This is a genomic window from Acinetobacter sp. YH12095, from assembly GCF_013419245.1.
GTDB lineage: Bacteria > Pseudomonadota > Gammaproteobacteria > Pseudomonadales > Moraxellaceae > Acinetobacter > Acinetobacter towneri.
The window spans coordinates 1-15,378 of the sequence record NZ_VPAL01000006.1 but is presented as its reverse complement, the minus strand read 5'-3'; the positions used below and the strand labels follow the sequence as shown (position 1 = coordinate 15,378).

At 42.3% G+C, this 15,378-nt stretch carries 10 protein-coding genes, 1 tRNA gene and 2 pseudogenes; 9 read left to right on the top strand and 4 right to left on the bottom strand.

What is annotated here, in order from left to right; translation table 11 throughout:
- Positions 1 to 13: 13 nt before the first annotated feature.
- From FTU35_RS06245 to FTU35_RS06235, 3 genes are read left to right on the top strand one after another with little or no spacing between them, the layout of a single operon-like run.
- Positions 14 to 1,348: an efflux RND transporter periplasmic adaptor subunit gene (locus tag FTU35_RS06245; protein WP_180064597.1), complete on the top strand. Its 1,335-nt coding sequence runs from the start codon at positions 14 to 16 to the stop codon at positions 1,346 to 1,348.
- Position 1,349: 1 nt separating this feature from the next.
- Positions 1,350 to 3,323, top strand: a complete 1,974-nt coding sequence (locus tag FTU35_RS06240) for a MacB family efflux pump subunit (protein ID WP_179995046.1) — start codon at positions 1,350 to 1,352, stop codon at positions 3,321 to 3,323.
- A gap of 22 nt (positions 3,324 to 3,345) precedes the next feature.
- Positions 3,346 to 4,782 (top strand): efflux transporter outer membrane subunit, encoded by a 1,437-nt coding sequence (locus tag FTU35_RS06235; RefSeq protein ID WP_180064628.1) that lies wholly within the window; start codon positions 3,346 to 3,348, stop codon positions 4,780 to 4,782.
- Positions 4,783 to 4,878: 96 nt separating this feature from the next.
- Here the strand turns inward: FTU35_RS06235 and FTU35_RS06230 are convergent, their stop codons facing one another.
- Positions 4,879 to 6,147 (bottom strand): sensor histidine kinase KdpD, encoded by a 1,269-nt coding sequence (locus FTU35_RS06230; RefSeq protein ID WP_004974961.1) that lies wholly within the window; start codon positions 6,145 to 6,147, stop codon positions 4,879 to 4,881.
- A gap of 816 nt (positions 6,148 to 6,963) precedes the next feature.
- Here FTU35_RS06230 and FTU35_RS06225 point away from each other — a divergent pair.
- A complete protein-coding gene (locus FTU35_RS06225) occupies positions 6,964 to 9,198 on the top strand; it encodes an NADP-dependent isocitrate dehydrogenase (protein WP_180064596.1) in 2,235 nt (744 codons plus the stop codon).
- Positions 9,199 to 9,389: 191 nt separating this feature from the next.
- Positions 9,390 to 9,692 (top strand): HNH endonuclease, encoded by a 303-nt coding sequence (locus tag FTU35_RS06220; RefSeq protein ID WP_180064595.1) that lies wholly within the window; start codon positions 9,390 to 9,392, stop codon positions 9,690 to 9,692.
- Positions 9,693 to 9,962: 270 nt separating this feature from the next.
- On the opposite strand, the gene FTU35_RS06215 is transcribed toward FTU35_RS06220, so the two are convergent.
- Positions 9,963 to 10,049 (bottom strand) — tRNA-Leu (locus FTU35_RS06215).
- A gap of 177 nt (positions 10,050 to 10,226) precedes the next feature.
- Between FTU35_RS06215 and queA the strand changes: the two genes are divergently transcribed.
- Genes queA through FTU35_RS06200 form a run of 3 tightly spaced genes read left to right on the top strand, consistent with a single transcriptional unit; the run spans position 10,227 to position 12,907 of the window.
- Positions 10,227 to 11,264, top strand: coding sequence for a tRNA preQ1(34) S-adenosylmethionine ribosyltransferase-isomerase QueA (queA, locus tag FTU35_RS06210; RefSeq protein WP_179990699.1), 1,038 nt, complete (start codon positions 10,227 to 10,229; stop codon positions 11,262 to 11,264).
- A 25-nt stretch (positions 11,265 to 11,289) separates the two neighbouring features.
- Complete coding sequence (locus tag FTU35_RS06205; protein WP_179988694.1) at positions 11,290 to 12,318, top strand: hypothetical protein; 1,029 nt, start codon at positions 11,290 to 11,292, stop codon at positions 12,316 to 12,318.
- A gap of 22 nt (positions 12,319 to 12,340) precedes the next feature.
- On the top strand, positions 12,341 to 12,907 hold the full coding sequence (locus FTU35_RS06200; protein ID WP_163141230.1) for a LemA family protein: 567 nt from the start codon (positions 12,341 to 12,343) through the stop codon (positions 12,905 to 12,907).
- 92 nt (positions 12,908 to 12,999) lie between these two features.
- Here the strand turns inward: FTU35_RS06200 and FTU35_RS06195 are convergent.
- Positions 13,000 to 13,957: pseudogene (locus FTU35_RS06195) on the bottom strand (diguanylate cyclase).
- Positions 13,958 to 14,564: 607 nt separating this feature from the next.
- On the opposite strand from FTU35_RS06195, the gene FTU35_RS06190 reads away from it, so the two are divergent.
- Entirely contained in the window at positions 14,565 to 14,873 is a 309-nt protein-coding gene (locus tag FTU35_RS06190) for a hypothetical protein (RefSeq protein WP_180008994.1), read from the top strand.
- A gap of 190 nt (positions 14,874 to 15,063) precedes the next feature.
- Here FTU35_RS06190 and FTU35_RS06180 read toward each other — a convergent pair.
- Positions 15,064 to 15,378 (bottom strand): annotated as a pseudogene (locus FTU35_RS06180) (IS4 family transposase); the annotation flags it as partial.

Here is a 15,378-nt window from a genome sequence, read left to right as displayed (position 1 = left end):
TGTTTTTTGACTCATGCCAAAAATAAAATCGACCAAACTTATTGCGGGAATTATCATTGCGCTGATGCTGGCATTTGCCGCTTGGTATTTTTTAAAACCCAAAGAACAACAACCGCAATACATTACTGCCGAAGTGAGCCGTGGAGATATTGAAAGTGCGGTGTTGGCAACAGGCGTACTTGAAGCCACCAAAATGGTCAGTGTTGGTGCGCAAGTTTCAGGTCAAGTCAAAAAAATGTATGTTCAGTTAGGCGATCAAGTCAAACAAGGACAGTTGATTGCCCAAATTGACTCCGTACGACAGGAAAATGAGTTTAAAACAGCGCAGGCCAGTATTAAAAACCAACAGGCACAATTGGCGGTTCGACAAGCCAATCTCGCCAAAGTCGCAGCAGAATATCAGCGTCAACAAGCCATGTATGCGCAAGATGCGACCTCACGTGCCGAACTTGAAACTGCCTTAGCCAACTATAAAACTGCACAAGCAGAAATTGCTGCCATTAATGCTCAAATTGAACAGTCACGCCTAACTTTAGACACGTCTAAAGAAAATTTAGGTTATACCCGTATTCTTGCCCCAATGGATGGCACTGTCGTTGCAATTGTGACCGAAGAAGGTCAAACCGTGAACGCCAATCAAAGTGCGCCCACGATTGTTAAATTAGCCAAACTTGACACCATGACTGTAAAAGCAGAAATTTCTGAAGCGGATGTAATGAAGGTCGAAGAGGGACAAACGGTCTATTTCACCACCTTGGGCAACAGTGAGAAAAAACATTATGCTACTTTACGTCAGGTAGAACCTGCACCCAAATCCATCAATACCGAAAGCAATAACAACACCTCATCATCTTCAAGTTCTGCCGTGTACTACAACGCTTTATTTGACGTACCAAATGAAGACGGCAAGCTACGCATCAATATGACCGCACAAGTGTCCATTGTATTGGCAGAGGCACGCAATGTGCTGACCATTCCTGCTGCTGCGGTACAAGGTGCAAACCGTTCACGCAGTCGTGGCAACAGCAATAATTCAGACAGCAACGTACGTGCTGAGCGCGACAATACCAATGCTAGCTCTGCCAAACGCCCTGCCCGCTTGGAGTTGACTGCCAATGAAAAAGCCTTGATTGATCAAGGTAAAGCCTCTTTAGGTATGGTACGTGTACTGCAAGCTGATGGTTCAGCTCGTCCACAATCGGTATTGCTTGGCTTAAACAACCGTGCAACGGTACAAGTCATTCGTGGCTTAAAACTGGGCGATCAAGTCATTATTGCCGATGGTTCTGATACCTCAAATGATGCGGCGAAGCGTGGTGGTCGTGTTGGCCCATCAGTGAGAATGTAAGATGAGTCAGTCACAACCTCTGTTAGAGGTCACCAATCTGACCCGTGAATTCCCTGCGGGTGAATCTACAGTGCAGATTCTCAAAGGCATTGACCTGAAGATTTACCCAGGTGAATTGGTTGCGATTGTAGGTCAGTCGGGTTCGGGAAAATCCACCCTCATGAATATTTTGGGCTGTTTGGATCAACCCACCACGGGCAGCTATAAAGTCAAAGGACGCGAAACCCGACAACTTGAAGCCGATGAATTGGCACAGCTACGTCGTGAATATTTTGGTTTTATTTTCCAGCGCTATCACTTATTGGGTGATTTAAGCGCTGCGGGCAACGTCGAAGTGCCTGCAATTTATGCAGGTGCCGATGTTGAAGAGCGACAAACACGCGCGACTGCGCTGCTCAGTGACTTAGGTCTAGCCGATAAAACCCAAAACCGCCCAAGTCAGCTTTCAGGTGGACAACAACAACGTGTATCCATTGCACGTGCCTTGATGAATGGTGGCGATGTGATTCTTGCCGATGAACCCACAGGTGCACTCGACAAGAATAGCGGTATTGAAGTGATGCGGATTTTGCGTGAGCTAAATACCAAAGGTCACACCATCATCTTGGTCACACATGACCATAATGTCGCTAAAAATGCCACACGGATTATTGAAATCAGTGACGGGCTTATTATTTCTGATCAGCCCAACACACCTGCCGATCAAGATGATATTACCCAACAAACTTTGCAACATTCACCACAAAAAAGAACTTCAGCTTGGCGTTCTGTATTTGATCGTTTAGGTGAAGCCTTCCGCATGGCGCTACTGGCGATGAATGCGCATCGCATGCGCACCTTTTTAACCATGCTCGGGATTATTATCGGGATCGCTTCGGTTGTATCTGTTGTGGCACTTGGCAATGGTTCACAGAAACAAATTTTAGAGAACATCAGCAGTTTAGGTACCAACACCATTACCGTGTTTCAGGGGCGTGGTTTTGGTGATACCTCGCGCTCATCTCAGCTTAAAACCCTAATTCCTGCCGATGCCGATGCTTTGGCAGAACAACCTTATGTGGATGGGGTCAGCCCATCGGTCAATAGCAACGTCACAGTACGTTTTAAAGACACCGAGGCTTCTGCCACAGTCAATGGTGTGAGCGAAGACTTTTTCTATGTGCGCGGCATGAACTTCCAGTCGGGTCAGCCTTTTGACAAACACAGCGTGCTGGAACAAGCGCAAGATGTGGTGATTGATCACAACACCAAAAATACATTTTTTAGTGATGGCAGCAACCCTGTCGGGCAAGTAATTTTATTGGGCAGCGTACCCAGCCGTATTATTGGCGTGGTCGAAGAACAAAAAAGCATGATGGGCAATGCCGACAGCTTAAATGTGTATTTGCCCTACTCTACGGTAATGAGCCGCATGCTTGGCCAAAGCCATGTGCGCAGCATTATTGTACGAGTCAAAGATGAATATCCAAGTGCTGCAGCAGAAAATGCCATCCTAAGTCTGTTGGTACAGCGTCATGGTGCGCAGGATGTATTTACTCAAAATGCCGACAGTATCCGTGAAACCATCCAACAAACTACCGCCACCATGACCTTACTGGTTTCTGCTATTGCAGTGATTTCACTGGTGGTCGGTGGAATTGGCGTAATGAACATCATGTTGGTCTCTGTCACAGAACGCACCCAAGAAATTGGGGTACGCATGGCAGTCGGCGCACGACAAAGCGATATTTTGCAGCAATTTTTAATTGAAGCCATTTTAGTGTGTATTTTAGGCGGTGTACTTGGCGTCTTGCTCGCACTCGGAATTGGGCAATTGATTAATCATGTGGCAGGTGGAACCTTTCAAATGGCGTACTCCACCACCTCGATTGTAGCCGCTTTTGTCTGTTCAAGCCTGATTGGAATTGTGTTCGGTTTTATTCCTGCACGTAATGCTGCCCAACTGAACCCTGTCGATGCGCTATCTAGAGAATAAGGAATTAGAGTAAGGAATGATGATGCGATTTAACCAGAAGTCACGACAATTCAGCCAACTCGTCACTGCGCTTTTTCTTGGCAGCAGCTTAGTGGGTTGTGCAGCCGTAGTCAAAACACCTTATCAGGCACCTGCTGTAAATATTCCTCAACAGTTTGAGCAGCAGCAAAAAAGCCAGCAAGTCCTTGCACAACTAAATACAGACCGTTGGTGGACACTCTTTCACGATGCTGCTTTAAATCAATTGGTTGAACAAGTCTTGGCGCGTAACAGTGACCTCGCGGTTGCAGGACTGAATTTACAACAAGCCAGATTACAAGCAAAACAAGGCCAAAGTCAGCAAGGTGTCCGGATTGGCAATGCAGGTATTTCTACAGGGCATCAATTTAGTTTAGAGGGCAATGGTGATACAGCGCGTGGGATTTCGCTGAATTATCCCGGACTGAGCTATGAATTGGACTTATTCGGTAAACTTGCCAATCAGACTGAAGCTGCACGTTGGGAAGCCTTAGCCACCGAACAAGACTTACAAGCCACCGCACAAAGCCTGATTGCAACCACTGCCAACTTATATTGGCAATTGGGTTATTTAAATGAACGCTATGTTGTCGCACAACAAAACCTTGCCAGTACGCAAAAAACGTATCAATTGGTCAGTGCGCAATATCGCGCGGGTGCAGTTTCAGGATTGGATTTAAACCAAGCCGAACAAGCCCTGCAAAGTCAAAAATCAACCTTGAGCCAAATTGCACAGCAAAAAGTTGAAACACGCACCGCCTTGGCAGTTTTACTGCATCAACCTGTGCAAATGTTGAATATCAATGAACCACAGAGTTTAGCCGCTGTTCGTTTACCGAATATTACTGCTGGCTTACCTGCAGAACTGCTGTCACGTCGTCCCGACTTACGTGCAGCCGAATTACGTTTACGTAAAGCCTTGGCCAATAAAGATGCCAATCGAGCCAGTTATTACCCATCCATCAGTCTTACAGGCACACTCAGTACAGGTGTTGGTACTGGTGCACACACTTCTTTAAGTGATGCGCTCAAGAATCCAATTGCTACTCTAGGCGCAGGGCTAACACTGCCGTTTTTACAATGGAACGATATGCAGCGTGATTTAAAAGTCAATGCCCTGGAATATGAAAAAGCCATTGTGCAATATCGACAAACCTTGTACCAAGCCTTTGCTGATGTTGAAAATGCACTGTCAGCACGAACCGCGCTGAATCAACAAGTCGCGCTGCAAAGCCGCAATTTAGCACTGGCAGAGAAAACTGAACGCTTAACTGAGGTGCGTTATCGGCATGGTGCGATTGCCTTAAAAAACCTGCTAGATACACAAGAAACCACCCGCAATGCACGTTTAAGTTTATTGCAGACCAAGCAAAACCAATACAACGCCTATGTGACTTTATTGCAAGCGTTGGGTGGTAGTCCGATTCAAAACATTCAATAATGCAAGAGTTGATCTAAATTGATCACGATAAAAAAAGCCTGTGGATGATTTTAAACATCCACAGGCTTTTGCTTGCTTTGTATATAAACTTTGAAATTAAGTTTTCTCAGATAATAACGCTTCTTTACTTAATACTTGATGGCTACTGGTCGCAATTGGCAAACTGACTTTAAAAGTCGTTCCCACACCTTCTTTCGATTCCACCACAATTTGCCCGTGGTTCAAATCGACAAAACGCTTACACAACACCAAACCTAAACCAATACCCTTTTCACCTGCAGTGCCTTTAAAACTAACAGTAAGTTTAGGCTCGAACAGCGTTTCGAGTTGTTGTGCAGTCATGCCCAAACCCGTATCTTGAATATAAATATCCACACTGGTTTCTGTTTGCTCTGCACGTAAAATGACTTTGCCTGTGCCATCGGTAAAGGTAAATTTCAGCGCATTCGACACCAAATTTTGAATCACCGAGGTAATCATATTGATGTCGGCATAAACTTTAATGCCTTCTTCAACTTGATCAATCAGTTCAATATTTTTCTTGATTGCCAAACTTTTCAACACATCGCAAACAATTTTGGTCGATTGCTTTAACTCAAAATTAATTGGGTGATACACAAAGCGTCCACCCTCTGCCATCGCCCAATTCAATAAACTTTCTAGCAAGTTATAGGTCGATTGTGCTGTGTCGAATAAATAGTCGGCAATATTTTGAATACTAGAATCATCCAAAGTTTCGCGCTCTTGCGCTAAAACTTCCGAAAACCCCAATAAGCCATGAAATGGCGCGCGCAAATCATGCGCAATAATTTGGAAAAATTTGGTTTTACTAAAATTCAATGCAGACTGCTGTTCATACAGTTCTTTTAAGCTTGCATAATCAACTTTTAATTCAATATAACGCACCAAACCTGCAGCAAACTCCGCCACTGTCGGCAAAGCACCTAAACTAAACGCTTCTTCACGATGATCAAATAACAACAACTGCCCAATCGACTCGCCATCGGTTTTGAGTAAATCCAGTGCGATTAGGCGCGCGGCTTCTATCCCCAAACTTGCGATGTGCTGCACAAAATTTGCATATTGAGGATGTTGAGGTTCAATCAGTTGCTGACCTTGAAAGAAAGCGTCTAACCGTGCGTTTGGGTTGGCACGAAAGGCTTTAAAAACTTGATTGGTGGAATACCAGATGTACGGCTCATTTTTAAAAGTCAAAATGGCATGATCGACTTGCAGCATTTGACGGGCAAACTTCAAAAAACCATCAATTTGGTTACTTGGCGTATGTACACCCAATAATAACGAGAGTGTGCAAGCACTGAGTTGCTCCGTTTCAGGACCAATTTCCAACAACTGTATTTTCATTTTTGCCTCGTTAATTAAAGTGTGCCGCGCCTATGAATTATTTTGTCTACAAAACTCATCCACTGAATTCAGAGTTAACCTACAAACTTTAACACAAAACACAAGCTTTCAAACTAATTTAAAAAACTGCGTAACAACTCGGCATTTCTTCTTTACTACTTGATTTTTTCATCTATGGATTAACAAGGGTTTAGCTCACGCTTGATTATGATTTTTGATGGATCAAACGGTGCTACAAACCCGCTAAAAAATACGCTTATTTTTGTAAAATTTGGACCATAAAAATAGATCTAAACTTTTAAAATATAAATCAGGCTTTTTATCTGTAGATTTCCCTCCGTTTTTGAAGAAAATCTCAACTTCTATACAAGAGTTTACATTGCATCACACTGTAAAAAATAGAAGCAACATATTGATAAACATATAAAATAAATAGAATAAATATATCCACCTATCATTTTCATCGGTTATTTATCAAACATTCGACTTAAGTCGAACCCTCAACTGGTTAATTTATAATAAAATATACATATATTTTTGATGTCATATCTTCATCATACGATTTGATTAGTATTTCAACACTAAATACTCAAGGCGATTTTTAGGTTTAAATAGGCTCGTTTTTACATTAAACCGTGTCTTGATTCGCACAAATGCGACACATCATTTCGTAGCGAAATGGCGTCATCACTGTAATTACGTTGACTGAAATGCATAGAGAGTCGATACTCTCAAGGTTAAATTAGGCAAATCGGTTCGCAGGGGCTGAGTCATCATCTCGCTCCTAAAAAACTCAATCAAAGCAAGGGGCTATATATGGCTGGTGGAAAGTCAAAAATCATTTACACACTGACCGATGAGGCGCCATTGTTGGCGACCTACTCTCTACTGCCGATCATTGAGACCTTTACTAAGCCTGCTGGCATCGAGATTGTCAAGAGTGATATCTCTGTAGCAGCACGCGTACTCTCTGAATTCTCGGAATACCTAAGCGAAGAACAGAAGGTAGCCGACAACCTCGCAGAGCTTGGACGTCTCACGCAAGATCCAGATACCAATATCATCAAACTTCCAAACATCAGTGCTTCAGTTGCTCAGTTAGTTGCATGTATCAAGGAATTACAAGCAAAAGGCTATGCAATTCCTGACTATCCTGAAAATGAAAATACTGCAGAAGATAAAGCTTTACGCGCTCGTTTTGGCAAATGCTTAGGCTCAGCAGTAAACCCTGTATTACGTGAAGGTAACTCTGACCGTCGTGCACCTGCTGCAGTGAAAAACTATGCGAAAAAACACCCGCACTCTATGGGTGAATGGAAGCAATGGTCACAAACTCACGTTTCACACATGGATGAAGGCGACTTCTACCATGGCGAAAAATCGATGACGCTTGACCGCGCACGTAACGTAAAAATGGAACTCATCACTCAATCTGGTGAAACCATTGTACTGAAAGAAAAAGTAGCGTTACTTGACGGCGAAATCATCGATTCTATGTTCATGAGCAAGAAAGCGCTTTGCGACTTCTATGAAAAAGAATTGGATGATTGTAAAGAAGCAGGCATTTTGTTCTCTTTACACGTAAAAGCGACCATGATGAAAGTTTCACACCCGATTGTATTCGGTCACTGTGTGAAAATTTACTATAAAGAAGCGTTTGAAAAACACGGTAAATTGTTTGAAGAACTTGGCATTAACGTCAACAACGGTATGGCAGGTCTTTATGAAAAGATCGAAACCTTACCAACTTCTTTACGTGAAGAAATCATCGAAGATTTACACGCATGCCAAGAACACCGCCCTGCACTTGCAATGGTGGATTCTGCAAAAGGCATCACCAACTTCCACTCTCCAAACGACGTAATTGTAGATGCTTCTATGCCTGCAATGATTCGTGGTGGCGGTAAAATGTGGGGTGCTGACGGTAAACCTTACGACTGTAAAGCAGTAATGCCTGAATCTACTTTCGCGCGTATTTACCAAGAAATGATCAATTTCTGTAAGTGGAATGGTAACTTCGACCCACGTACGATGGGTACTGTGCCAAACGTAGGTTTGATGGCGCAAAAAGCTGAAGAATACGGCTCACACGACAAGACTTTTGAAGTTCCTGCTGCAGGTGTTGCAAACATCACTGATATTGACACTGGTGAAGTGTTGATGACTCAAAACGTAGAAGAAGGCGACATCTGGCGTATGTGTCAGGTGAAAGATGCACCTATTCGCGACTGGGTTAAACTTGCAGTAACACGTGCACGTAACTCTGGTATGCCAGCAATTTTCTGGTTAGACCCGTACCGTCCACACGAAAACGAAGTGATCAAGAAAGTTCAAAAATACTTAAAAGATCACGACACGACTGGTTTAGATATTCAAATCATGTCACAAGTTCGTGCGATGCGTTATACACTTGAGCGTGTTGCGCGTGGTTTAGACACCATTTCTGTAACAGGTAACATCTTACGTGACTACCTCACTGACTTGTTCCCAATTATGGAGCTTGGTACTTCTGCGAAAATGTTATCTATCGTTCCGTTAATGGCGGGTGGTGGTATGTACGAAACTGGTGCGGGTGGTTCTGCGCCTAAACACGTACAACAACTTGTTGAAGAAAACCACTTACGTTGGGATTCATTAGGTGAGTTCCTTGCGCTTGCTGCTTCTTTAGAAGAAATGGGTATTAAAGAAGATAATACTCGTGCGAAATTACTTGCATCAACTCTTGATCAAGCGACCAGCAAATTACTTGATAACGACAAGTCTCCATCACGTCGTACTGGCGAACTGGACAACCGTGGCAGCCACTTCTACTTGGCAAAATTCTGGGCAGAAGCACTTGCTGCTCAAGATGAAGATGCTGAGTTGAAAGCGAAGTTTGCACCACTTGCACAAGCTTTAGCTGCAAACGAAGACAAAATTGTTGCTGAACTTGCGGAAGTACAAGGTAAATCGGTTGATATCGGTGGTTACTACGCAGTAGATCAAGCCAAAGTGAATGCCGTAATGCGTCCAAGCCCAACATTCAATGCTGCTCTTGATGCAGCTCAATAAGTTGATGCAAAACTAACCTAAGTTAGTGATGTAAAAAACCAGCGCTTCGGTGCTGGTTTTTTTACACCCTCATTTATATAGTGTTATGACAACTATTTCATTTAATGCTTAGATCTAAATTTTATGAATGTGAGTTATCAAAGGTTAGGATTTTTCATTCAACTAGAGCCATAAAATAAGGAAAACCTAAAATGGCAAATTCGTGGGGAATACCAAAGCACATAGAAGATGCGGTCTCGGAGCGAGACCTGTGCTGTGTATATTGCGGCAAAAAGTTTGGCACTGAAAGAGCTAATAAGAAGTCTTGGGAACACATTATCAACGATATAAGAATTACAACCTTATCCAATATTGCATTGTGCTGTATTGGCTGCAATGCATCTAAAGGCAATAAAGACTTAGCAACTTGGCTCCATTCTGAGAATGCTCGAAAAAGAGGCGTCACCACTCAGACAATTGCAGATGTCATCAAAGTAGCTTTAGATAGTGAATAAAGCTTTTAAGTACTACAAGCCCTATAAGACACCCGATCAATCACATTTGATTATTGTATTGATCTAATAATTTAAGCTTAGCATCTGATTCCACCATGAGTACCAATGAAAAATCAGGTACTCATTTGGGTACTCATTTTCCAAAGTGACCACCTGAATTGTGGCTAATGGAATCATTAAGACTGGAGCTAAAAAATGGCACAACCCATTAATATACAGACAATAAAAAAGCCCCCAAGTCTTAATATGCTTGAGGGCTTTTCCTTTATATGGTCCCGAGGGTCGGACTCGAACCGACACGTCATCTCTGACAGCGGATTTTGAGTCCGCCGCGTCTACCAATTTCACCACCTCGGGTAGGTGTTGATGGGTATAATAAACTTTTTTGACAGCTTGTCAACGCAAGTTTTTTGCAATTGTTTAAAATTAAATCAGCTGTCATTTTTTTGATTTATAATCGACCAATTTCATCCATAAAACCTAAAAAAGCATATACTAGGCGCAGTTTTCCCAGTGTTCTAACTTGTTTTTATCATGCAGCTTTCTGACTTTAATTTTAATCTCCCCGATGAACTCATTGCTCGTTACCCACTAGCAAGTCGTAGCGCCTCTCGTCTGCTGCATCTTGATGCTCAAGGTCAGTATCATGACCATCAATTTACCGACTTACTGAATTTACTCGAAGCGGGCGATTTACTGGTACTTAACGATACCAAAGTCATGAAAGCGCGTCTTAAAGGTAAACGTGCCACAGGCGGTGCAGTGGAAGTCTTGGTAGAACGTCTGCAAGATCAATTTATTGCCCATTGCCATATTAAAGCCAGCAACTCACCAAAAGCAGGTGCAGAACTGTTTATTGGGCCTGATGCTGTAAAAGTGACCGTACAAGGTCGCCATGAAAACTTATTTATTGTCGAGTTTTCGCAGCCTATTTTAGACGTATTGGATGCCTACGGTCAGTTGCCGATTCCACCCTACTTTAACCGCGAAGCAGAAGCGATTGATACCGAGCGTTATCAAACCGTATTTAACGACCCAACAAAACTTGCTAGTGTTGCCGCACCCACTGCCAGCTTGCACTTTGATGAAGCCTTACTGCAACAGCTAGCAGATAAAGGCATTCAAAAAACCTTTGTGACCTTGCACGTGGGCGCAGGTACATTCCTGCCTGTACGTACCGATGATATTGCCAATCACATCATGCACAGTGAATGGTGTGAAGTTTCTGAAGCTGCCGTAGCGCTGATTCGTGAAACCAAAGCACGAGGCAACAAAGTTATTTCAGTGGGCACAACTGCCACCCGTGCCGTGGAAAGTGCTGCCCAAGCCCATGCAGGCAAACTTGCAGCGTGGTCGGGTGATACGCAAATTTTTATTTACCCAGGTTATCAGTTTAAAGTGGTGGATCGTCTAATCACCAATTTCCACTTGCCTGAATCCACCTTATTAATGTTGGTATCTGCGCTTTCAAGCCGTGAAAATGTCATGCAGGCGTATCAACATGCTGTGGCGGAACGCTATCGTTTCTTTAGCTATGGCGATGCCATGCTGATTGATCAAGCTCAGACTTAATTTTCAAACTGTAAAAGAAACCGCCATGCCGCTCGATTCCGTGCAACACTCCATTCATATTCGACGCAAGAAGAATCAACGGGTATTTCGTAATATCGCGCGGTTATGGGATATTGGAAAAAAAGCACAAAGCCATCAAGATATTTTAGATGGCTTACACCCTTGGCAAGATGACATCACCCTCAAGTTTGAAAATGTTTTGCCTGTCCTGCTTGGCATTATAGGTGTGTTGTTCTGTTTATTGCTCTTGATTCAACCGAGTAATATTTGGCTGCAATTCTGCTTGCTGATTGGGTTAGGCTGTATCTTCTGGGCATTTATTACCTATGAACAAGACGACCCCATTGAAGAAGTCATCACTTTTTTAGAACAAGAAAGCATTGCACAGCGCTATCAACTGGCATGGCAGCAACCACCGCAACATCTTGCCCGAACCCTACAACCCGTTTATTTGATTGCTCATTTAAAAAGTCTGTTTCCCTTGTTTAATTTAGGGAATCTGTCCAATGAAATTCGCCGTTACGCCAGTACTGTTTGGCAAGATCAACAAGGCAAGCAACATCAGGTTTTGGTCTTTGAATATCGCTATGTCAGTGAAACCCGCATTAAAGATCAAAATGGCAATGACTATAAAGTGCGTGAAGTGGTGCGGCATTTATCGGGCGTATTTGTCTTTGATGTGCAGCTACAAGGTTTAGCCGTTACCTCAAACAATAAAACCTTTGGTGCGCCTTATCATGTGCCGTGGCATACCAGTGACATTCGCCTGAATCAAAAACTCAACTTTTTTGGCAGTGATGCAATTCAACTGGCGCGTACGCTCAGCCCTGCAATGGTGTTAAAACTGGATGATTTTTTTCAGCATCAGCAAGGTGATTTGTTATTTCACCCTGAGCGGAACACGCTCTGTTTTTTAGGTAATCGCAACTTGTTTGAAATTTCCAGTAAAGCAAAAAATATTCAAGATATTTCCGCATTGCGTGGACACTTACGCACTTTTAAATTACCTTATTTAGAACAATTACAGACAGATTTGATTGATTTTCTGGACTAAGAAAATCGTCTTGGGGCAAAACATGGGTATCGCAATTTTTCTTTTGGTTGTCATCGTCTTGGTGATGCTGGGCATCATGATTCGTAACAACATCGTACGCCACCACAACGCCACCATCCGCGCTTGGGCAGATGTGACCAGTTTTGAACGACAGAAGTTAAAAACGCTTGAAGAACTTGCGCCAGTGGTCGAACAATATGCAGGTATGGAAAAAGGCACTTTAGAAAAAGTGACTGAACTGCGCCAAAATATTATGAACCTAAACATCAACAATGCCGATGTCAGCCAATTACAACGTGTTGAAGCCTTGAGCAAAGAATTGATGCGCAGCTTAAATGTGGTGGTCGAAAATTACCCTGAACTCAAAGCCGACCAACTGTATTTAAAAATGATGCATGAAATTGATGAGCAGAACGAAAATGTCGGTGCTGCGATTACTATTTATAACCGCAATGTCGAGTTATTTAATAACTATATTCAGGTCTTTCCTAACAACATGATTAACACTGCAACCACAGCGAAAAAACCTGTGCGCGCCTTTCGGGACAACAGTGCAGCACAAAGTTTTGATTATCGTCCAAACTTTTAAGCCATTTAATTCTAAACCGCTCATTTAAAATTATTTTTCAACGCATAAATAAAAACAGCAAGCACGAAGCTTGCTGTTTTTTTAGATTTCAACTAAACAAAAGACTGTGTCAAATACTGCACCTGATTGCGTCCCTTGTTTTTTGCTAAATACAACAACTCATCGGCTGAATGCAGAAAGTCGACCACATTGTGATATTGCTGATTTTGATGATAGCTATTTACGCCAATACTCACAGTGACTTGGGTAATCTCCCCTGTCTTGGTATGTGGAATTTCCAGCGCATATACTGCCTGCCTAAAGTTTTCAGCAAGTTGTACAGCATCTGCCAATGGTGTTTCAGGCAATAGCACCACAAACTCTTCACCACCAAAGCGAGCCACAAAGTCAGATGCACGCGCAAAGTGTTGTTTAAGCAACTGCGCCACACTAATCAAACAATGATCACCCTGTAAATGTCCATAATTGTCGTTATAAGGCTTGAAATGGTCGATGTCGATAAACAAGAGAGACAATGCATGTTGATGACGCACAGCACGTTTAAATTCGTTTTCTATACGCTCACTGAGCGCCTTTCGATTGGCAACCAAGGTCAGCGGGTCTTGTAAGCTCAAAGCCAGATTTTTGCGACTCAACGCTTCGAGTTCCAACTCCATTTGTTTACGCGCAGAAATATCAAACATAAACCCAATAATCGCCACAGTTTCGTTATTTTCACGAATCACATGCACCACATCACGAATCCAGACATAATCTCCTGTAGCGGTTAAGGCACGATAATCCGCTTCGTGGTCTGTGCCTTGATCGGACAGACTCACACACATATTCACGGTCTTGTCCCGATCTTCAGGATGCATCCGATCAATCCAATCTTGTGCAGTTTTCCAGCTGTCTTGCGTCCAACCCAGTAAAGACTCAACTTGTGGGTTGTGGGCCAATATAGCTAAAAGCTTTGGTTTTCCAGTTAATCTGCCACGGAATTGCATTCGTGGTTTCCAAAAGTGTTTTATAGAATTGGTCTTCTTTTAGTGCACTGTTTAATTCACTCATAGCCCACCTCTATGAATTGATTTTAATTACAATTTAACAACTTAAGTGAGCTTTGACTACAATTTGTTTTGTCTTATTGACATTTTTCTCAGCTTTGACACAATCATGAGGTTGAGCAAAATATAAACAACAATTGCTCAAAACATAAATCCCAAAATAAAAAGTAAGCCGATAAAATGTTAGAACATATTCAGAACCTGAAAAACCCCTCATTCAAGAGTTTTTCCAACTCTATGAGCAATATTATGCCTGTGTACTGGTCTTTAATGAATATCTTGGGGTCGATTATTTAGCTGTTTCAAGCCAACGCAGCCTGTTTAATGAACAGGAAGATGAAGCACAATATTTATCTGAAGTAAATAAATGGAATATAGAAAAATGGCGTTATCGCACTCAAGCCAACAATTCTAGCGGTCTGCATCAATTTAAAAATATTTTTGCAGATTATTTTAAACAGCGACATATCTATGGCAATCCTCTGCTGAATTCCAATGACACGCTGCAATACAACCATCTTGAACTTTTACTGGATATATTTCAGCAGGCTAAACAATCTTTATCGGGCGCTTATGGCTTAGATTTAAGCCAAATTCTGTTTTTTATTCATGTGCCCAAACAGGTCGATGTAGAGATCCACTCAGCGCAATTTCTAAACACTCCAAGTGCTTTGCTCGATGAATTCCTGCACAACAAAGCGCCTCAAACCACGATGGAACAATCCACCGCACAACCCAAGCTCAAACTACAACAAGTGGATAAAGACTTGCTGATTGATCTGGCACAACTTTTAGAAGTGGAACCGTATGATTATTTGAGCATTGCACATGAAGCCTATTTGCTCACATTAGAACCGAGTTTTATCACTTGGAGCGTAAAACCTCGTGGTTCAGCACGAGGATATAAGCGACTGGCGTAAGCCATACGACATGGAATGTCGTATTAAATATCTTTGTTGTTCATTACTTAAAATATTATTGTTAAAATAAGCACATGAAAACACTTAAACTCCGCATAAAAGACAAACACGCAAAGGTGCTGATTAAATTAGCATCTGAGGTGAACTTTGTTTGGAATTATGTGAATGATTTCTCTGTACACGACAAATTTCACAGAACCCTTATCCTATCAGGATTCTGCTTTCTTAAAATTGCCAAAATTTCCTTAAACTCTTCTTTTTTCCCAAAACCAATTAAACGCTGAATCGCCATTTGAACATAGTCTAAACCATAGCGAAATAAACTCATTGAGAGTCGTCCATGCTTCTTTATTTTTATCGCTTTTTTTTGATTATGTTGCCATTCACCCGTTAAGTAACACCAACAGAAGCTTATAGCTAACACCGCAATCAATTTTTTCACTCGTCTAGGGTCTGTCAAGCGCGTATTTTCAAGATTAAACCCGCGTCCTTTGAGACAACTGAA